The organism is Pseudomonas sp. ICMP 3272, assembly GCF_001466905.1.
In the GTDB taxonomy this organism is placed as follows: domain Bacteria; phylum Pseudomonadota; class Gammaproteobacteria; order Pseudomonadales; family Pseudomonadaceae; genus Aquipseudomonas; species Aquipseudomonas amygdali.
In genome coordinates this window covers 1-19,664 of the sequence record NZ_LKEK01000061.1, presented here as the reverse complement: position 1 = coordinate 19,664, position 19,664 = coordinate 1, and the positions used below count along the sequence as shown (strand labels likewise).

Annotated in this window: 19 protein-coding genes and 2 tRNA genes; all 21 read left to right on the top strand. The window is 59.3% G+C overall.

What is annotated here, in order from left to right; translation table 11 throughout:
- The first annotated feature begins 22 nt into the window (after positions 1 to 22).
- The 21 genes from tmk (at position 23) to AO068_RS16815 (ending at position 19,424) form a co-directional block, all read left to right on the top strand.
- Entirely contained in the window at positions 23 to 655 is a 633-nt protein-coding gene (tmk, locus tag AO068_RS16915) for a dTMP kinase (protein ID WP_058408935.1), read from the top strand.
- Entirely contained in the window at positions 648 to 1,634 is a 987-nt protein-coding gene (locus tag AO068_RS16910; protein WP_058401682.1) for a DNA polymerase III subunit delta', read from the top strand. The genes tmk and AO068_RS16910 overlap by 8 nt, the downstream gene beginning before the upstream one ends.
- A gap of 34 nt (positions 1,635 to 1,668) precedes the next feature.
- Positions 1,669 to 2,025 carry a PilZ domain-containing protein gene (locus AO068_RS16905; protein ID WP_002552698.1) on the top strand — a complete coding sequence of 119 codons (357 nt, stop codon included), beginning with the start codon at positions 1,669 to 1,671 and terminating at the stop codon, positions 2,023 to 2,025.
- Between the two features lie 14 nt (positions 2,026 to 2,039).
- A complete protein-coding gene (locus AO068_RS16900; protein WP_058408934.1) occupies positions 2,040 to 2,825 on the top strand; it encodes a TatD family hydrolase in 786 nt (261 codons plus the stop codon).
- A 358-nt stretch (positions 2,826 to 3,183) separates the two neighbouring features.
- Positions 3,184 to 3,837 (top strand): LysE family translocator, encoded by a 654-nt coding sequence (locus tag AO068_RS16895; protein ID WP_058408933.1) that lies wholly within the window; start codon positions 3,184 to 3,186, stop codon positions 3,835 to 3,837.
- Positions 3,838 to 3,992: 155 nt separating this feature from the next.
- Positions 3,993 to 4,655: a TetR/AcrR family transcriptional regulator gene (locus AO068_RS16890; protein ID WP_004657874.1), complete on the top strand. Its 663-nt coding sequence runs from the start codon at positions 3,993 to 3,995 to the stop codon at positions 4,653 to 4,655.
- Positions 4,656 to 4,778: 123 nt separating this feature from the next.
- Positions 4,779 to 5,381, top strand: a complete 603-nt coding sequence (locus tag AO068_RS16885) for a DUF4823 domain-containing protein (RefSeq protein WP_002552702.1) — start codon at positions 4,779 to 4,781, stop codon at positions 5,379 to 5,381.
- 20 nt (positions 5,382 to 5,401) lie between these two features.
- Complete coding sequence (locus AO068_RS16880; RefSeq protein ID WP_004664331.1) at positions 5,402 to 5,962, top strand: DUF1285 domain-containing protein; 561 nt, start codon at positions 5,402 to 5,404, stop codon at positions 5,960 to 5,962.
- A gap of 85 nt (positions 5,963 to 6,047) precedes the next feature.
- Positions 6,048 to 7,058, top strand: a complete 1,011-nt coding sequence (locus AO068_RS16875) for an aspartate-semialdehyde dehydrogenase (protein ID WP_058408932.1) — start codon at positions 6,048 to 6,050, stop codon at positions 7,056 to 7,058.
- A 109-nt stretch (positions 7,059 to 7,167) separates the two neighbouring features.
- Positions 7,168 to 10,002, top strand: a complete 2,835-nt coding sequence (locus AO068_RS16870) for a FimV/HubP family polar landmark protein (protein WP_058408931.1) — start codon at positions 7,168 to 7,170, stop codon at positions 10,000 to 10,002.
- Between the two features lie 158 nt (positions 10,003 to 10,160).
- Positions 10,161 to 10,985, top strand: a complete 825-nt coding sequence (gene truA, locus AO068_RS16865) for a tRNA pseudouridine(38-40) synthase TruA (RefSeq protein ID WP_011168144.1) — start codon at positions 10,161 to 10,163, stop codon at positions 10,983 to 10,985.
- A gap of 61 nt (positions 10,986 to 11,046) precedes the next feature.
- Positions 11,047 to 11,667, top strand: a complete 621-nt coding sequence (locus AO068_RS16860) for a phosphoribosylanthranilate isomerase (RefSeq protein WP_058401685.1) — start codon at positions 11,047 to 11,049, stop codon at positions 11,665 to 11,667.
- Between the two features lie 252 nt (positions 11,668 to 11,919).
- On the top strand, positions 11,920 to 12,840 hold the full coding sequence (gene accD, locus AO068_RS16855) for an acetyl-CoA carboxylase, carboxyltransferase subunit beta (protein WP_002552709.1): 921 nt from the start codon (positions 11,920 to 11,922) through the stop codon (positions 12,838 to 12,840).
- Positions 12,837 to 14,141 carry a bifunctional tetrahydrofolate synthase/dihydrofolate synthase gene (folC, locus tag AO068_RS16850; protein WP_058401686.1) on the top strand — a complete coding sequence of 435 codons (1,305 nt, stop codon included), beginning with the start codon at positions 12,837 to 12,839 and terminating at the stop codon, positions 14,139 to 14,141. The genes accD and folC overlap by 4 nt, the downstream gene beginning before the upstream one ends.
- Positions 14,125 to 14,781, top strand: a complete 657-nt coding sequence (locus AO068_RS16845) for an SPOR domain-containing protein (RefSeq protein WP_058408930.1) — start codon at positions 14,125 to 14,127, stop codon at positions 14,779 to 14,781. Before folC ends, AO068_RS16845 begins: the two co-directional genes overlap by 17 nt.
- 118 nt (positions 14,782 to 14,899) lie before the next feature.
- Positions 14,900 to 15,487 carry a CvpA family protein gene (locus AO068_RS16840; RefSeq protein WP_002552712.1) on the top strand — a complete coding sequence of 196 codons (588 nt, stop codon included), beginning with the start codon at positions 14,900 to 14,902 and terminating at the stop codon, positions 15,485 to 15,487.
- Positions 15,488 to 15,499: 12 nt separating this feature from the next.
- Entirely contained in the window at positions 15,500 to 17,008 is a 1,509-nt protein-coding gene (gene purF, locus AO068_RS16835; RefSeq protein ID WP_004657889.1) for an amidophosphoribosyltransferase, read from the top strand.
- Between the two features lie 21 nt (positions 17,009 to 17,029).
- Positions 17,030 to 18,241: an O-succinylhomoserine sulfhydrylase gene (locus AO068_RS16830; RefSeq protein ID WP_005743867.1), complete on the top strand. Its 1,212-nt coding sequence runs from the start codon at positions 17,030 to 17,032 to the stop codon at positions 18,239 to 18,241.
- Positions 18,242 to 18,291: 50 nt separating this feature from the next.
- Positions 18,292 to 19,056, top strand: a complete 765-nt coding sequence (locus AO068_RS16825; RefSeq protein ID WP_161798104.1) for an SDR family oxidoreductase — start codon at positions 18,292 to 18,294, stop codon at positions 19,054 to 19,056.
- A gap of 149 nt (positions 19,057 to 19,205) precedes the next feature.
- A tRNA-Val gene (locus AO068_RS16820) sits at positions 19,206 to 19,281 on the top strand.
- Positions 19,282 to 19,347: 66 nt separating this feature from the next.
- Positions 19,348 to 19,424 (top strand) — tRNA-Asp (locus tag AO068_RS16815).
- The last annotated feature ends 240 nt before the right edge of the window (positions 19,425 to 19,664 follow it).

The following is a 19,664-nucleotide window of genomic DNA, read 5'->3' as shown; positions in this document are numbered from 1 at the left end:
TGGAAACAATTAAGGATTACCTGTGACTGGCTTGTTTATCACCCTTGAAGGCCCGGAAGGTGCTGGCAAAAGTACCAATCGCGAATACCTGGCGGCGCAGCTTCGCGCGCAGGGCGTTCAGGTATTGCTGACCCGCGAGCCGGGCGGCACTCCGCTGGCCGAGCGCATTCGCGAGCTGCTGCTGGCGCCCAGCGACGAGGCCATGAGCGCCGACACCGAACTGCTGCTGGTGTTTGCTGCGCGTGCACAGCATTTGGCCGAGGTCATTCGCCCGGCTCTGGCGCGTGGCGAGGTGGTGCTCTGTGATCGCTTTACCGACGCAACCTACGCGTATCAAGGTGGGGGCCGCGGCCTGTCTCAGCAGCGTATTGCCGTGCTGGAAGAATTTGTTCAAGGCGATCTGCGGCCTGATCTGACGCTGGTGTTTGACCTGCCGGTGGAAATCGGTCTGTCACGCGCCGCAGCACGTGGCCGACTGGATCGCTTCGAGCAGGAAGGTCGGGCTTTCTTCGACGCGGTGCGCTCGACTTATCTGCAGCGGGCGAAGGCTGATCCTGCTCGGTATCTTCTGGTGGACGCGGCCCAGCCGCTGGCCGACGTTCAGGCTTCCCTTGATGCATTGCTGCCCCAGTTGCTGGAGCTGCGACGTGGCTGAAGCCTACCCCTGGCAGGCATCACTCTGGCAGCAGATGGCCGGTCGTGCTCAGCACGCTCATGCCTATCTGCTGCACGGTCCGGCCGGTATCGGCAAGCGGGCACTGGCCGAGCGCCTGATGGCCAGCCTGCTGTGCAAGGCTCCCGAAGCGCTTGAGGCCTGCGGGCATTGCAAATCCTGCCTGCTGCTGGCGGCAGGCAGTCATCCGGACAACTATGTGCTGGAGCCGGAAGAAGCAGATAAGCCGATCAAGGTTGATCAGGTCCGTGACCTGGTGAGCTTTGTGGTGCAGACCGCCCAGATGGGCGGTCGCAAGGTGGTGCTTGTCGAGCCGGTGGAAGCGATGAACATCAACGCTGCCAATGCCTTGTTGAAGAGTCTGGAGGAGCCTTCGGGCAATACCGTTCTGTTGCTGGTCAGCCATCAACCCAGCCGCTTGCTGCCAACGGTCAAGAGTCGCTGTGTGCAGCAAGCCTGCCCATTGCCCAGCGAACAGATGAGCCTGGACTGGCTGGGCGATGCCCTGCCTGATTGCACGCAGGAAGAACGGTTCGAATTACTGACGCTGGCAGCGGGGTCGCCGCTGGCTGCTGTGGCACTCCAAACGCAAGGCGTTCGCGAACAACGCGCGCTGGTGGTGGATGGTGTCAAGAAGCTACTCAAGCAACAGCAATCGGCTACCCAACTGGCCGAAGGCTGGAAGGATATCCCGTTGTTATTGTTGTTCGACTGGTTCTGTGACTGGTCGCACCTGATCCTGCGCTATCAGATGACGCAGGACGAGGAAGGCCTTGGTCTGGGCGACATGCGCAAGGTCGTTCAATACCTGGCGCAGAAGTCTTCTCGCGCAAAAGTGCTGGAGATCCAGGACTGGATTCTGGCACAGAGGCAAAAAGTCATGTCCAAGGCCAATCTAAACCGGGTCTTGCTGCTTGAAGCATTGCTGGTGCAGTGGGCAGGCCTGCCGGGACAGGCGTAGACTCTGCGTTATCCGGAACCGTTGAGGTGTTGTCATGAGTCTGCCGCTGAACACAGGTCCACGTAATGGCATTCTGTCCCTGACCATCAAGGACAAATCCGTGCTTTACGCTGCCTACATGCCATTCATCAGAAACGGCGGGCTGTTCATCCCCACCAGCAAAAGCTACAAGCTGGGTGATGAAGTGTTCATGCTGCTCAATCTGATGGACGAACCGGAGAAGGTTCCGGTGGCTGGCCGCGTCGCCTGGATTACGCCAAAAGGTGCGCAGGGCAACCGGACTGCCGGTGTCGGCGTGCAATTCAATGATGGCGACAATACCGCGCGCAATCTGATCGAAACTCATCTGGTCGGTGCTCTGAAGTCCGATCGTCCAACCCATACGATGTAGTTGTGTTTTAACCCATGCTTGTAGATTCCCATTGTCACCTTGATCGCCTTGACCTTGCCCAGCACGACGGCTCGCTGGATGCAGCCCTTGAAGCCGCCCGTGGCAGGGGAGTCGGGCATTTTCTCTGCATCGGTGTCAGCGCCGACAACGCGGGCGCGGTTAAGGCGCTGGCCGAGCGCTACGCCGATGTCGACTGCTCGGTAGGCATTCATCCGCTGGACGTGAAGCCCGGTGAGATGCCGCCTCTGGACTGGTTGCTCAAGGAGCTGGATCACCCGCGAGTGGTGGCGATAGGTGAAACCGGTCTGGACTATTACTACGAACCCGAAGCTGCCGAGCTGCAGCAGGCTTCTTTTCGGTTGCACCTGGAGGCAGCCAGTGTCACTGGCAAGCCGGTGATCATCCATACCCGTGGCGCGCGCGCCGATACATTGAGCCTTCTGCGTGATGCGGCGCTGCCTCAGGCGGGCGTTCTGCATTGCTTCACCGAAGACTGGGAGATGGCCAGGGCGGCGCTGGATATGGGGTACTACATCTCGCTGTCCGGCATCGTGACCTTTCGCAACGCCGACGCCCTGCGGGATGTCGCAAGGCAAGTCCCCGCTGACCGGCTGCTGGTCGAGACCGATTCCCCGTACCTTGCGCCTATCCCTTATCGGGGCAAACCGAATCTGCCGCAGTACGTACGTGAAGTTGCCGAGTTTCTGGCAATGCTGCGGGGCGAGTCCTACGAGCATTTCGCCGAGCAGACCACCGCTAACTTCGCTCGCCTGTTCCCGCTGGCGCATGTTCAACGCTGAGTGGCGTGCACGTTGACCGGCGGCAAATCGCAGGCAAAAAAAACCCGGATTCTGGGGGGGTGAAGCCGGGTTAAGACCATTAGGAGTAAAACAAAGGCACGCTAGTCCTTAGGCACCTTTACTGGCGAGTCATTTGGGGAATGATGACCTGTCAGCGGCTTAAGTATTGCCCAGCATGGCGTACCGTCCAGTGTCTTTTGATCGTTTTTTAAACAGTTTTGGAATACTAAAGCGATTCTTGAGTCCTTGATGAGCACTTTTTGCCGGACGGGATGCAAGGCCATCGCATCAAATTAGCCCGTGTACGCCAGCAGATCAGGCATGCCGAGGTTTTTCAGTGCCTGGTCGGAGTGTTCGAGTGGAGTTTTCCAACGGTTTTCTACTGAGTCTGTCGCTATGCCTGGATATTGGCCTGGCAAACATAGCCATGATCACGCTGTCCATGCAGCGCGGCTTTTCCAAGGGCCTATGGCTTGGGTTGGGAACCTGTGTCGGCGATCTGGTCTATGCGGTGCTGGCCATGCTCGGCATGGCGGTGTTGCTGCAATATGAAGTCGTACGCTACGTGCTCTGGCTCGGCGGTACGGCGGTGTTGGCCTGGTTCTGCTTCAGGATGGTCATGAGCGCCACCGCGGTCAGCACCGGTCTCGATAATCAGGATGTTCAATCGGAAAAATCCAGCGTGGCGTTGTTCCTGCACGGAATTTTTCTGGCGATGTCATCACCCAGCGCCATTCTCTGGTTTGCTGCAGTCGGCGGTGCGCTGATTGCTCGACAGGGCTCTGATCTTGCCAGTGCCTCGACCTTTCTTGTCGGGTTCGTCGCGGCGGGCGTGGTCTGGTCTATCTCGCTGTGCGCGCTGGCACATCAGGGAGGGCGCTTCATGGGGGAGCGGATGTTGCGCTGGTCGTACATTGCCTCGGCGCTGATTTTTGCCTATTTCACGTTGTATGTAGTGATCACGGGTTACCTGGAGTTTGTCGCTGCATCTCCGGTACTGCCTGCGTCGTAGCATGCCGTCGTGTATCCGGTTTGCGAAGCGGACGCCAGACTTCGAATTTTTCGCCGGTTTCGTTCATAAAGGTCGACAAGTAAGGATGATCCGTGCAATTTAGCGCCGATTGGGCATAATACCCGGCTTCGATTTCGATCCTGACAGACCTCTCTATGCAGAAAGAACCTCGTAAGGTCCGTGAATTTCGCCGCCGTGAGCAGGAAATTCTCGACACCGCGCTAAAGCTGTTCCTGGAGCAGGGCGAAGACAGCGTCACCGTCGAGATGATCGCGGACGCCGTCGGCATTGGCAAAGGCACCATCTACAAGCACTTCAAGTCCAAGGCAGAAATCTACCTGCGCTTGATGCTCGACTATGAGCGGGACCTGAACGAGCTGCTGCACTCCGCTGATGTCGACAAGGACAAGGAGGCGCTCTCACGTGCCTACTTCGAATTCCGTATGCGTGATCCTCAGCGCTATCGTCTGTTCGACCGCCTGGAGGAAAAAGTGGTCAAGGGCAATCAGGTGCCCGAGCTGGTCGAAGAGCTGCACAAGATCCGCGCCTCCAACTTCGAACACCTGACGCTGCTGATCAAAGGCCGCATCACCGAAGGCAAGCTTGAAGATGTCCCGCCTTACTACCACTACTGTGCCGCCTGGGCACTGGTGCATGGCGCCGTTGCGCTGTACCACTCGCCGTTCTGGAGCAATGTGCTGGAAGATCAGGAAGGCTTCTTTCACTTCCTCATGGACATCGGCGTGCGTATGGGCAACAAGCGCAAGCGCGATGCCGACGTCATCGCCGAGCCCAAGCCTGACCCTGCTACGGAATAACGCTCCGGCCAGGTCTTGAGCATCTGCTTCAAGGCTTTGGTGCCTGCTGTGCCAGAGATGGCGCGGAAGCTGCATCCGACGACCATTCGCCGGTTTTCCGTCACCGGCATTTGGGAGGGGATAATGCGTAGCCTGGTTATGCTGCTCGCGCTTCTGGCGTTGAGTGGCTGCATGAAAGTCAGTGACATGGGCGAGGGGGTTCGCGAGCAATTCAGCGATGCGGGTCTGCTCGATCACAGTGACACTCGCCGTACTGCCAACTGGCGTGTGCAGCCCGACTCGTTCATTTACATCGCGCAAGGTGCCTTCGTGCCGCCAGGCAATGCCTACCCACGGCCCAATGTGGTGGCTGAAGAGGCCTTCAAGGGGTTCATCGAGTACTTCCCGATGGTCCGCCGTGCCCGTGGGCCAATGGGCCTGGATGAGGCCATGATCGAGGCGCGCAGTGCAGGTGCACACTATTTGCTCTACACCCGTTTCGCCAAGGCCGATGATCGCATCGGTACCGGCGATCAGTGGGCCGATCAGGAAGCCGTGGACCGTCTGGGTGTCGACAGCGGTGTCATTCAACTGATGCTGATCGAAACCAGCACCCGTTATCTTATCGACAGCGCGCGTATTCGCAGCCGTGGCGGATTGCTGACGCTTTACGACAAAAGCCCCGAAGATTTGCTGGGTCCGCCTCTTGAGGACTACGCTCGTACCTTATTGGGCGTCGAACGTTAGGCCAGCGTCAGGAGAGTGGAGTGACCGATTCAAACAAGGCGGGTGATCTGTTTGCGCAGATCCCCAAAACCAAGGGGTTGCCGCCTGTTCATTTGTGGAATCCGGATTTCTGTGGCGATATCGACATGCGTATCGCCCGAGACGGGACATGGTATTACCTGGGCACGCCGATCGGCCGCAAACCAATGGTCAGGTTGTTCTCGACGATCATGCGTCGCGACGGCGATGACTATTTTCTGATTACCCCTGTCGAGAAAGTCGGCATCAAGGTCGATGACGCGCCTTTTGTCGCCGTAACCCTTGAGGTGCTGGGAGAGGGTGAGGGTCAGGTGCTGCGCTTCCTGACCAATGTCGAGGATCAGACTGAAGCGGGGCCGGAGCACCCTTTGCGGGTTGTTACAAACCCTGATACTCAGGAGCCAGCGCCGTATATCCATGTGCGGAGCAATCTTGAGGCGCTGATTCACCGCAATGTCTTTTATCAACTGGTCGAGCTGGCGGTCTCCCGCGAGATCAACGGGCAGCGCTGGCTGGGTGTCTGGAGTCATGGCGTGTTTTTTCCGGTGGGTCTTGAACCTTGAAAAACACGGCTATTTGCCGGCTTGAATTGCCTGTCGCCAGTGCGACAGTTAAAGTGCCGCTCCCTGATTTCCCTGAGGTTTTTGCATGAGCCAGTCCTTTGATATCGCCGTAATCGGCGCAACCGGTACTGTCGGCGAAACCGTTGTCCAGGTGCTGGAGGAGCGCAACTTCCCGGTCGGCAATCTGCACCTGCTGGCAAGTATCGAGTCTGCGGGTCACTCGGTGCCGTTTCGGGGCAAGAATGTACGCGTACGGGAAGTCGATGAGTTCGACTTCAGCAAGGTGCGCCTGGCGTTCTTCGCCGCTGGCCCGGCGGTAAGCCGCAGTTACGCCGAAAAGGCCGTGGCGGCGGGGTGCTCGGTCGTCGACTTGTCCGGTGCATTTCCCTCCTCGCAGGCACCTAATATCGTGCCGGAAATAAATGCTACGCTTTTGCACAGCGGCGCGGCCGCCTCGCTGGTGGCCAGCCCGAGCGCCTCTGCCACTGCGGTCGCACTGGCTCTGGCGCCGTTGCGCGGGTTGATCGATATCCAGTCCGTGACAGTCACGGCCTGTCTCGCGGTCTCAGCACTCGGGCGCGAAGGTGTCAGCGAGCTGGCGCGTCAGACTACCGAGCTGTTGAATGTCCGTCCGCTGGAAACCCGCTTTTTTGATCGTCAGATGGCGTTCAACGTACTGGCCCAGGTGGGTACGCCTGACGAGTCGGGGCATTTGCCGCTGGAACGGCGTCTGGTTGATGAATTACGCGAACTGCTGACGCTGCCATCGCTCAAAGTCTCTGCCACCTGCATTCAAGTGCCGGTGTTCTTTGGCGACAGCTTTACCGTAACGCTGCGCACCGCAGGTTCGGTCGATGTTGCGGCAATCAGTGCGGCACTCGAGTCTGCCGCCGGAATCGAACTGGTCGATGCGGGTGATTACCCTACGCCGGTGGGTGATGCTGTGGGGCAGGACGTGGTTTATGTGGGACGCGTTCGGGCGGGAACCGACGATCCCGAGCAGCTCAATCTGTGGCTGACATCAGATAATGTGCGAAAAGGTGCTGCGCTGAATGCTGTGCAGGTTGGCGAATTGTTGATAAAAGACTATGTGTAAAAGATACTTGGCAACAATTTGAATAATTGTTTTAGCGGCGATACGCCTTACACCCAAATGCAGGACTACCTCCCCGGATCTCGGGGAATCTTTAAACAAGGGATGGGCTATGGTTCAGGTTCGTAAACTGGTATTAGCAATCGCTGCGGCTTCAGCGCTGTCATCGGGTATGGCGCAGGCGCTGGGGCTCGGGGAATTGTCGGTCAAGTCGACCCTGAATCAGCCCTTGGTAGCGGAAATCGAGTTGACCGAGGCGCAGGGGCTTAACGCAACGCAAGTTGTGCCGAGCCTGGCGACCACTGCCGACTTCGCTCAGGCGGGTGTTACCCGTCAGGCATTTCTCAACGATCTCACTTTTACCCCGGTTATCAACGCCAGCGGTAAAAGTGTCCTGCGCATTACTTCCAGCAAGCCGGTGCGCGAGCCTTATGTGAAGTTCCTGGTTCAGGTGCTCTGGCCAAATGGCCGGTTGCTGCGTGAATACAGCCTTCTGCTCGATCCTCCGAAGTTTTCTCCAGAGGCCGCCGCTGCGGCCGCTGCCCCGGCACCAGCTGCTGCTCCTGCCGCACCCGCGCAACTGGCGACGGTAGCGCCGTCGGCAGAGTCTGCGGCACCCGAGGCTCCAGCACCTGCCGCCAGTGCGCCAGCATTGCCGCCGCCTGCCGCGGATAAACAGGCACAATATGTCACCGCCAATAACGACACCTTGTGGGAAATTGCCGCGAAGGTACGTACTGGCGGCACTGTCCAGCAAACCATGCTGGCCATTCAGGCGTTGAATCCGGAAGCGTTCATCGGTGGCAACATCAACCGCTTGAAGAAAGGACAGGTGCTGCGCCTTCCGACTCCGCAGCAAACCACCGCGTTGCCACAACCGCAGGCAGTTGCAGAAGTTTCCCGGCAGTACAGCGCTTGGCGTGAAGGCCGTCGCCTGCCTGCCGGCACGCGCCAGGTCGATGCCACCCGCCGTGATCGCGCTGGCGCTGCTCCTTCAAAGGTCGATACCTCCGACAACCTGAGCCTGGTTTCGGCAAGCGGCAAGCCTGCGGCAAAAGGTGCAGCGGGCGACAGTGATCTTGGCAACAAGCTGGCGGTGGCTCAGGAAGCGCTGGACACCACGCGTCGTGATAATGCCGAGCTGAAAAGCCGCATGAACGACCTGCAAAGCCAGCTCGACAAACTACAGCGCCTGATTGAGCTGAAAAACGGTCAGTTGGCCAAAATGCAGGCCGCCGGTGCAACTGTGCCTCCGGCTGCTGCCACCCCGCAAGCAACCACACCTGCCAATGCGGCAGTGCCTGCTTCGCTGGTCGATGCCAATGGTGCTCCGGTCAAACCGGCTGGCGAGATTGCTCCTGAAGATGCATTGCCGGCAGGTGCCGCCGAGGTTGCGACTCCTGCAGCTGATCAGCCGCTGGCTGTGGAGCCGGTGGCTGCAGCCGAAGATGAAGACGCGCTGCAGAAGATCCTCAACAACCCGGTACTGCTTGGCCTGATCGGCGGTGCCGTATTGTTGATTCTGGCCTTGTTGCTGTTGTTCCTGGCGCGTCGTCGCGCTGCGAAGGCCGAAGCCGAGAAGCACAAGCGCATGGCGCGTGCTCTGGCTGAGGAGTCGGATTTTGTTTCAGACATGGACATGAATGCACCGCCAGCCAGCTTCGACGGCCTGGATGTGCCACCACCGAATGTTCGCATGGGGGCCGCTGGTGCCGCCGCCGCTGCCACCGCGGCTCGCGAGCGTCCTGCCGATCCGTTGCTTCAGGCCGAGATTCATATTGCTTACGGGCGCATGAATCAGGCTGTCGAATTGCTTGAGGAAGCGGTGAAGGAAGATCCGAAGCGCGATGATATTCGCCTCAAGCTGATGGAAATCTACGCCGAGCAGGGTAATAACAAAGCCTACGCAGCCCACGAACGCAAACTGGTGGCAGCGGGAAAGCGTGAAGCTGAGGTCGAGCAGCAGGAAGAACTTAACTCGACCCTGAAACCGGTAGCGCCTGTTGCTGCGCCAGCGGTTTCTGAATCTGCCACTGCGTCGGCTGCTCCGGCAGTGGCCGCGGCGGCAGCAGCTGCCAGTGCTGCTGCGCTGGTTGCAGAGCTTGACGCCAAGTATGTTGAAGAGCTGTTGGCCGATGATTCGGCAGAGCAAGAGGTTGAGCCTGAGCCTGAAATCGCTGTAACAGCAGATCCCGAGTCCGAACCTGAAGTGGTTACGCCGCTGGCCGCTGAACCTGCCGAAGAGGCGGACCCGTTCGATCACGATTTTGACTTGAGCCTGGACGAGTTCGAAGAAGCGCCCACGCCTGAAGTCACCACTGTGAACGAGCTTGACGACCTGATGCTGGATGAGCCGAAGGTGTCGGCAGCAGCGGATGACGAGGAGCTGAGCTTCGAGTCGATCATGCAGCAACAGGAAGAGGCCCGTGCAGCGACAACGCCGGAAGACCTTGCCGACTTCGATCTGGACCTGTCGGAGGAAGATCCGGCGCTCAAGAACGAAGATGACTTCCTGCTCGGCCTTGGCAGTGACCCGCTTGATCTGGGTGAAACGCCGTCTGTGCCGCCTGTCAGTGATGATCTCGAGCTTCCGGAAGACTTTGATCTGTCGCTGGCGGACGAGATTGAAACCGATCAGGCCAGTCAGGCATTCGCGACCGAAATCGACGACGTCAATGCCGAGCTGGACCGGCTTTCGCAGAATCTCGAGCATCCGCCGCTCGATGAACCAAGGTTCACGGCCGAAGATGCCGCGGCACTGGATGACGAACCGGACTTCGACTTCATGGCCGGCACTGACGAAGCCGCGACCAAGCTTGATCTGGCGCGCGCCTATATCGACATGGGCGATGCAGACGGTGCCCGGGATATTCTTGACGAAGTGGTCACCGAGGGCGATGACGGACAGAAAAGCGAAGCGCGGGAGATGCTTTCGCGGCTGGCCTGATCCCACTAAGGCAACCTGCAAACGGCCGCTTATGCGGCCGTTTGCATTTCAATTGTCCGGCTTGGTAGCGTGTTTTTCTTGCGACCGTATAATGACCGACTTTTCGCGAACCGACAGGCTGTACCACTTTGGCGAACATAGACAACCCGGCAGCCGAAATGGCTGCCGAGGGCTTTTCCCGAATCGCGCTGGGCGTTGAATACAAGGGCTCGCGCTATTGCGGCTGGCAACGTCAGGCATCCGGTGTGCTGACCGTGCAGGAAACTCTTGAAGACGCTTTGTCAAAAGTGGCTGCATCACCGGTATCACTGATGTGTGCCGGCCGCACAGATGCCGGCGTGCATGCCTGCGGGCAAGTGGTGCATTTCGATACGCAGGCCGAGCGCACCATGAAGGCCTGGGTCATGGGCGCAAATATCAATCTGCCCCATGACGTCAGCGTAACCTGGGCCAGGGTCATGCCCGCGACGTTTCATGCCCGCTTCAAGGCCATTGCCCGTCGTTATCGCTACGTGATCTACAACGATCAGATTCGTCCGGCGCACCTGAATCAGGAAATCACCTGGAATCACCGCCCGCTGGATGTGGAGCGCATGGCACTGGCAGCCGAGTATCTGGTCGGTACTCATGACTTCAGCGCTTTTCGCGCCGGCCAGTGTCAGGCCAAGTCGCCAGTCAAACAGTTGCACCACCTGCGCGTGACGCGTCACGGCAAGATGATCGTGATCGACGTGCGCGCCAATGCCTTCCTGCATCATATGGTGCGCAACATCGCCGGTGTTCTGATGACCATCGGCACTGGCGAACGTCCGGTCGAGTGGGCGCGGGATGTGCTGGAAAGCCGGGTTCGGCGTACCGGTGGTGTGACGGCCCATCCTTATGGTCTGTACCTCGTGCAGGTCGAGTACCGTGATGAATTTCCGCTGCCCGAGCGTTTTGTAGGTCCGCATTTTCTTACGGGCTTTGCAGAACTGGACGGCTGACGACCCGAGCAGCATTTGCTAACATCCGGGACTTTCCGAAAGGTCTGAGGTTACTCACTACATGTCAGCCGTTCGCAGCAAGATCTGCGGGATTACCCGCATAGAGGATGCTCTGGCTGCAGCCGAGGCAGGAGCCGATGCAATTGGCCTGGTGTTCTACCCGAAAAGCCCGCGTGCGGTAACGGTGTTGCAGGCTCGCGCCATCATCGCCGCGTTGCCGCCGTTCATCACCACTGTCGGCCTGTTCGTCAACGCCAGCCGCTGCGAACTCAACGAGACGCTGGATGCGGTTGCGCTGGACATGCTGCAGTTTCATGGCGATGAAACGCCGGAGGAGTGCGACGGTTATCATCGTCCCTACATCAAGGCTTTGCGGGTCAAGGCGGGGGATGACATCGCTCAGGTTTGCCGTACCTATCGCAATGCGCGAGGCGTGCTGCTCGATACCTATGTAGAGGGTGTTCCTGGCGGTACCGGGGAAACCTTTGATTGGGCGCTGATTCCGGACGATCTGGATAAACCGGTCATTCTGGCGGGCGGGCTGACGTCGGCGAATGTGGCACAGGCCATTGCCCAGGTCCGGCCCTACGCCGTGGATGTCAGCGGCGGTGTCGAAAAGAGCAAGGGCATCAAGGATCGGGAAAAGATCCTTGCGTTCATGAGTGCAGTGCATGGCACCTGATGTGACGGTTGCCGGTCGGCCGCCGTCCATAAGCCTGTCCCTGCCACAAGGCATGCGGGTCGAATCAAGTAAGCGGTGGTGCCAGGGTGCAACGCCGTCGTTGTGAAAAATCGGGGTGAGGGGTGTGCAGGTCCGGCCTTGGGTCGATCGCTATCCTTTCATCGTCGTCCATATACGAATTTATCTGAGGGCATGCGACTGGCGTTTGATTTGTCAGTCGTTCGAGCCACACCGGTACTGGAGATATAAAGCATGAGCAACTGGTTGGTAGACAAACTGATCCCATCGATCATGCGTTCCGAGGTCAAGAAGAGCTCGGTTCCCGAAGGCCTCTGGCACAAATGCCCGTCCTGTGAGGCGGTGCTGTATCGCCCTGAGCTGGAAAAGACCCTGGACGTCTGCCCCAAGTGCAACCACCACATGCGTATCGGCGCGCGTGCCCGCCTGAACATTTTTCTGGATGTCGAAGGCCGCGAAGAGCTGGGTGCCGATCTTGAGCCGGTCGACCGTCTGAAATTCCGTGACGGCAAGAAATACAAGGACCGCCTGACCGCTGCGCAGAAACAGACCGGTGAAATGGATGCGCTGATTTCCATGAGCGGCACGTTGCTGGGCATGCCGGTGGTGGCTTCAGCGTTCGAGTTCTCGTTCATGGGCGGTTCCATGGGTGCCATTGTCGGCGAGCGTTTCGTGCGCGCCGCCAACTACGCCCTGGAAAATCGTTGCCCGATGATCTGCTTCGCCGCTTCCGGCGGTGCACGCATGCAGGAAGCACTGATCTCGCTGATGCAGATGGCCAAGACCTCGGCCGTTCTGGCACGTCTTCGTGAAGAAGGCCTGCCCTTTATCTCGGTGTTGACCGACCCGGTCTACGGCGGCGTTTCCGCCAGTCTGGCCATGCTGGGCGATGTCATCGTTGCCGAGCCCAAGGCGCTGATCGGTTTCGCCGGTCCTCGCGTGATCGAGCAAACCGTTCGCGAGAAGCTGCCAGAGGGCTTCCAGCGTAGCGAGTTCCTGCTGGATCACGGTGCTATCGACATGATCATCTCGCGTAGCGAGCTTCGTCCGCGTCTGGGTAACCTGCTGGCGCAGATGATGAACCTGCCGACGCCTCGTTTTGTAGCGCCGGTCATCGAGCCTATCGTCGTTCCACCGGCACCGGCCACGATATGACCTCTACATCCCTGAGCGACTGGCTCGCTTACCTGGAGCAACTGCATCCATCCGCCATCGACATGGGGCTGGATCGTTCTCGGCAGGTAGCGCAGCAGTTGGGGCTGACGCGTCCGGCTCCCAGGGTGATTACGGTGACGGGCACCAACGGCAAGGGGTCAACCTGTGCCTTTGTCGCTGCCTTGTTGCAGGCTCAGGGCTTGAAAGTCGGTGTCTACAGCTCCCCACATCTGATTCGCTACAACGAGCGGGTGAAAGTGCAGGGTGTCGAGGCAACCGACCTGGAATTATGCGATGCCTTCGCGGCGGTTGAAGCGGCGCGTGGCGATGTAACCCTGACTTATTTCGAAATGGGCACGCTGGCGGCATTCTGGCTGTTCGAACAGGCCCGGCTGGATGCGGTGGTTCTGGAGGTCGGTCTGGGTGGTCGCCTGGATGCGGTAAATCTTGTTGATGCGGATTTCGCGCTGGTCACCAGTATCGGTGTTGATCACGCCGAATATCTGGGTAACACCCGTGAGTCGGTCGCCTTCGAAAAGGCCGGAATCTTTCGTGCCGGTTGCCCAGCGTTGTGCGGCGATCCGGAACCACCCGAGCCGCTGCTGGCCAAGGCTCGTGAGTTGGGTTGCCCGCTGCTGATGCGTGGTCGTGATTTCGACCTCTCGATAGGCAAGGACAGTTGGGACTGGCGTGGTGTTGCTCACGGCGAACAGGTCGAACTGCGCGGTCTGCCACTGCTGGACCTGCCTATGCAGAACGCAGCGTTGGCACTTCAGGCGTTTGCCTTGCTGGGGTACCCGCTGCAAACGGATGCAGTAGGGCAGGTTCTGGCGCAGACCCGGCTCGCCGGTCGTCTTGATCGCAGAACTGTCAGCTGGCAAGGCAAGCGGCTCAATCTGCTCCTCGATGTGGGGCACAACCCCCATGCGGCGCAATTTCTGGAGCAATGCCTCGCGCGCCAACCGGTTGCCGGCAAGCGTCGCGCCGTATTCGGCCTGTTGAGTGACAAGGACCTTGAAGGTGTAGTCGCGCATCTGGTCCCGGTCATCGATGAGTGGGCCGTTGCACCGCTTCCTACCTCGCGCAGCCGACCCGCAGAAGAGTTGCATTCGGCCTTGCAGAACCTTGGCGCCTGCGTGACGTCCTATCAGAGTGTTGCGTTGGCGCTGGAAGCTCAGTGCGCGCACGCCACGCCCGATGACGAGATTCTGCTGTTCGGATCATTTTACTGTGTTGCCGAGGCCCTGGAATGGTTGGCCCGGTACACCGATGAGGACGCTGCAAATGGCTTTGCTGGATAACGTATTCAAGCAGCGAATGGTTGGCGCACTGGTACTGATTGCTGTGGCGGTGATCTTCTTGCCCATGCTCTTCACACGTGAAGATGAAACGCGTCAGGTGCGGGTCGATGCACCGTCCGCACCCCAGGCACCTGCTGCTTCGCAGATCCGTGTCGACCCGGTGCCTGTTCCGGAGCCTCAGGCCCTGCCTCAGGAGCCTGTGCCCAACGACGATGACATGAGCAGCAGCCAGCCGCCGTCCATGCCGATCGCGCCTGCCCCAAGCACTCCGGCTGCACCCCCGGTTGCCAGCGCCCCGGCGCCGAAGCCTGCTGCCAAGCCGGCACCTGCACCTGCGCCTGCGGCAGCCCCGGCGGCACCCGCCAAGCCAGCAGCACCTGCTGGCGTCGATGCCAACGGGCTGTCGATCAGTTGGTCGGTTCAACTGGCAAGCATGTCCAACCGTGCCAACGCCGACAACCTGCAAAAGACCCTGCGAACTCAGGGTTACAATGCCTACATTCGCACTGCCGATGGCGTTAATCGGGTATTTGTCGGCCCGCTTATCGAGCGTGCCGAAGCTGATCGTCTGCGTGATCAGCTCGACAAACAGCAAAAGCTCAAAGGCATTGTGGTGCGCTTTCAGCCTGAGCGGGGCTGACCGTTCGGCACCTTGTGCCCTTGCATCAAAGGAAAATGCCTCGCGCCGGTAATCGCTGCTTACCGGCAGGCGGGCGCTCTGCTAAAATGCGCCGCCTTATCCGTCTGCAGGCTGCAACGTGCCATTTACTCCGGTTGACTGGGCAATTCTGGGAATTGTCGCCATCTCCGCCCTGATCAGTCTGAAGCGCGGCTTCGTAAAAGAAGCACTGTCGTTGACGACGTGGATCATTGCAGGCGTTGTGGCCTGGATGTTCGGCGCAGGGCTGTCGCAGTATCTGGTCAATTACATAGAAACACCCTCGGCCCGCGTGATTGCGAGCTGCACCATTCTTTTTGTCGCCACCTTGCTGGTAGGCGCCATGGTCAACTTTCTGATAGGCGAGCTGATTCGCGTCACCGGGCTTTCCGGGACCGATCGTTTTCTCGGCATGGTCTTCGGCGCAGCGCGCGGAGGCCTGCTTGTCGTTGTGGCGGTAGGGCTGTTGAGCCTGGGGCCGGTGCAACAGGATCAATGGTGGCAGCAGTCCAGGCTGGTGCCGCAATTTCTCATGGTCGCTGACTGGTCGAAAAACCTGATTCTAGGGATGTCCAGCAAGTGGCTCGCCAGCGGCATCAGCGTACCCGCTGATCTGCCGTTCAAGGAACAGATCCTGCCGTCTACAATGCCGCAGGATGTGCTCGGTAAATCCAGTTCCACTAAGTAGGGGTTGTGTCGCATGTGTGGCATCGTCGGTATCGTCGGCAAGTCGAACGTCAATCAGGCGCTGTATGACGCGCTTACCGTCCTCCAGCACCGCGGCCAGGACGCTGCCGGTATCGTAACCAGCCACGATGGCCGGTTATTCCTGCGCAAGGACAACGGATTGGTGCGTGATGTGTTTCATCAACGTCATATGCAGCGCCTGGTCGGGCATATGGGCATCGGTCATGTGCGCTATCCAACGGCGGGCAGCTCGACGTCAGCAGAGGCCCAGCCGTTCTACGTCAACTCGCCTTATGGCATCACGTTGGCGCACAACGGCAACCTCACCAACGTCGAACAACTGGCCAAGGAGATTTACGAATCCGACCTGCGCCATGTGAACACCAATTCCGATTCGGAAGTGCTGCTCAACGTCTTCGCTCATGAGCTGGCCGTGCGTGGCAAGTTGCAGCCCACCGAAGAGGATATCTTCGCGGCAGTGACCGACGTGCATAATCGCTGCCGTGGCGGCTATGCGGTCGTGGCAATGATCACCGGCTACGGCATTGTCGGCTTCCGTGACCCGGACGCCATTCGTCCTATCGTGTTCGGCCAGCGTCATACCGACGAAGGCGTCGAATACATGATCGCGTCGGAGAGCGTGTCGCTGGACGTGCTCGGCTTTACCCTGATTCGCGACCTGGCACCGGGCGAAGCGGTCTACATCACTGAAGACGGCAAGCTGCATACCCGCCAGTGTGCGGCCAACCCCAAGTATGCACCGTGCATCTTCGAACACGTTTATCTGGCACGTCCAGACTCGATCATCGACGGCATTTCGGTCTACAAGGCGCGCTTGCGCATGGGCGAGAAGCTGGCCGACAAGATCCTGCGCGAGCGTCCGGATCACGACATCGATGTGGTCATCCCGATTCCGGACACCAGCCGTACCGCTGCGCTGGAACTGGCCAACCATCTGGGCGTCAAGTTCCGCGAAGGTTTCGTCAAGAACCGTTACATCGGTCGGACCTTCATCATGCCGGGCCAGGCAGCACGCAAGAAATCCGTGCGTCAGAAGCTCAACGCAATCGAGCTGGAATTCCGCGGCAAGAACGTGATGCTGGTGGATGACTCCATCGTGCGCGGCACGACCTGCAAGCAGATCATCCAGATGGCCCGCGAAGCCGGTGCCAAGAATGTCTACTTCTGCTCGGCGGCCCCTGCCGTGCGCTACCCCAACGTCTACGGCATCGACATGCCGAGTGCTCACGAGCTGATCGCCCACAACCGCTCCACTCAGGACGTTGCCGACCTTATCGGTGCCGACTGGCTGGTTTATCAGGATCTGAATGATCTGATCGAAGCGGTCAGTGGCAGCAAGAAGATCAAGATCGATAACTTCGACTGCTCGGTTTTCGATGGCAAGTACGTGACCGGTGACATCGACGAGCATTATCTGAACAGGATCGAGAGCGCGCGTAACGACGCCTCCAAGATCAAGACTCAGGCCGTGAGCGCGATCATCGATCTGTACAACAACTAAATTGGACAAGGAGTGGGCGGCATGACTCAGGAATGGGATGCAGGTCGGCTGGACAGCGACCTTGAAGGTGTGGGGTTCGATACCCTTGCCGTACGTGCCGGGCAACACCGCACCCCGGAAGGTGAACATGGCGACCCCATGTTCTTTACTTCCAGCTATGTCTTTCGCACGGCTGCCGATGCGGCCGCGCGTTTCGCTGGCGAGGTGCCCGGCAACGTCTACTCGCGTTATACCAACCCGACCGTGCGCTCTTTTGAAGAGCGCATTGCCGCGCTGGAAGGCGCCGAACAGGCCGTCGCTACGGCCACCGGCATGGCGGCGACCCTGGCGGTCGTGATGAGCCTGTGCAGTGCCGGTGACCATGTGCTGGTGTCGCGCAGCGTCTTCGGCTCGACCATCAGCCTGTTCGACAAGTACTTCAAACGCTTTGGCATCGAGGTGGATTACGTTCCGCTCGCAGAGCTGAGCGGCTGGGACGCGGCGATCAAGCCCAACACCAAAATGCTGTTTGTCGAGTCGCCGTCCAATCCATTGGCCGAGCTGGTGGACATCGCTGCATTGGCTGAAATCGCTCACGCCAAAGGTACGATGCTGATCGTCGACAACTGTTTCTGTACGCCGGCCTTGCAGCAGCCGCTGTTGCTGGGTGCTGATATCGTCGTGCATTCGGCTACCAAGTTTATCGACGGCCAGGGTCGCTGCATGGGCGGCGTGGTTGCCGGCCGCAGCGAGCAGATGAAGGAAGTGGTCGGTTTCCTGCGTACCGCCGGGCCGACGCTCAGCCCGTTCAACGCGTGGATCTTCCTCAAGGGGCTGGAAACCCTGAACCTGCGCATGCGCGCTCACTGTGCCAATGCCCAGGCACTGGCACAGTGGCTCGAGCAGCAGGATGGCATCGAAAAAGTCCATTACGCGGGGCTGAAGAGCCACCCGCAGCACGAGTTGGCCCAGCGTCAGCAAAAGGGTTTCGGTGCGGTGGTGAGCTTCGAGGTCAAGGGTGGCAAGGACGGCGCATGGCGCTTCATCGATGCCACGCGACTGATTTCGATCACCGCCAACCTGGGCGACAGCAAAACCACGATCACTCACCCGAGCACCACCTCTCACGGCCGTCTGGCACCTCAGGAACGTGAGGCCGCAGGTATTCGCGACAGCCTGATTCGGGTTGCAGTGGGGCTGGAAGACGTGGCTGATCTGCAGGCTGACCTGGCCCGTGGTCTGGCGGCGTTGTGAGTAGCGAGACCAGCAAACCGGCCAGTGGCAAGCCGGGTGAGGCGTGGGCGTTGAAATTTTCCAGCGTCCACAATGGTCGTGTCGCCCTGGTGACCGGTGCCGCTCGCGGGATCGGGCTCGGCATTGCAGCGTGGCTGATTGCCGAAGGCTGGCAAGTCGTGTTGACCGATCTGGATCGTGCGCGTGGTTCGAAAGTGGCCGGTGCGCTGGGTGAAAATGCCCTGTTCATTGCCATGGATGTTGCCAGTGAAGAGCAGGTTGCGGCAGGTGTGGCCGAGGTGCTCAGGCAGTTTGGCCGTCTCGATGCGCTGGTGTGCAACGCAGCGATCGCCGACCCTCACAACACTACGCTGGAAAGCCTTGAGCTGTCGCACTGGAATCGGGTACTGGCTGTCAATCTTGGTGGCCCGATGCTGCTCGCCAAGCATTGCGCGCCTTACCTGCGTGCGCACTGTGGCAGCATCGTCAACCTTACCTCTACTCGCTCCCGCCAGTCCGAGGCCGATACCGAAGCTTATGCGGCCAGCAAGGGCGGCCTGATGGCGCTGACGCACGCGCTGGCAATCAGTCTGGGGCCGGAGATACGTGTCAACGCCGTCAGTCCCGGCTGGATTGATGCGCGCGACCCCTCGTTGCGCAAGGCCGAGCCGTTGTCCGAGACCGATCACGCCCAGCATCCTGCCGGCAGGGTAGGGACGGTAGAAGATGTGGCCGCGATGGTTGCGTGGTTGTTGTCCAGAAACGCCGGTTTTGTGACCGGGCAGGAATTTGTGGTCGACGGCGGCATGACGCGCAAGATGGTCTACGCCGAATAGTTTCGTGCAGTCTGCCAACATTGACTCTTTGTTGTGCTTTTGATGTGTGGTAGCGGTTTTGCGATTGAGCCTGTTTTTTAAAAAACTTCAATCAGGCTATTGACTTAGGTTCGTTAGGTGCGTAAATTTCGCGGCCTCAACGAAGCAAAGGGTGATTAGCTCAGCTGGGAGAGCAGCTGCCTTACAAGCAGCGGGTCGGCGGTTCGATCCCGTCATCACCCACCATCGTTGAGTTTGAAAGCTGAAGTACGAGGGCTTTCAAAGTATCAAAAGGACGCAAGTCCACAATGCGCAGCGGTAGTTCAGTCGGTTAGAATACCGGCCTGTCACGCCGGGGGTCGCGGGTTCGAGTCCCGTCCGCTGCGCCATATTTGTACAGATCGGGTTCGCCGGGTAGGGGTCGCGGGTTCGAGTCCCGTCCGCTGCGCCATATTTGTACAGATCGGGTTCGCCGGGTCTGCGATTGAAAAACCCAAGGGTCTTTCAGTCACGAGTACAGGAAGCAAACTACCTAAGGTTTGTTTCAAACAGGTTTACAGCGATACGCAGCGGTAGTTCAGTCGGTTAGAATACCGGCCTGTCACGCCGGGGGTCGCGGGTTCGAGTCC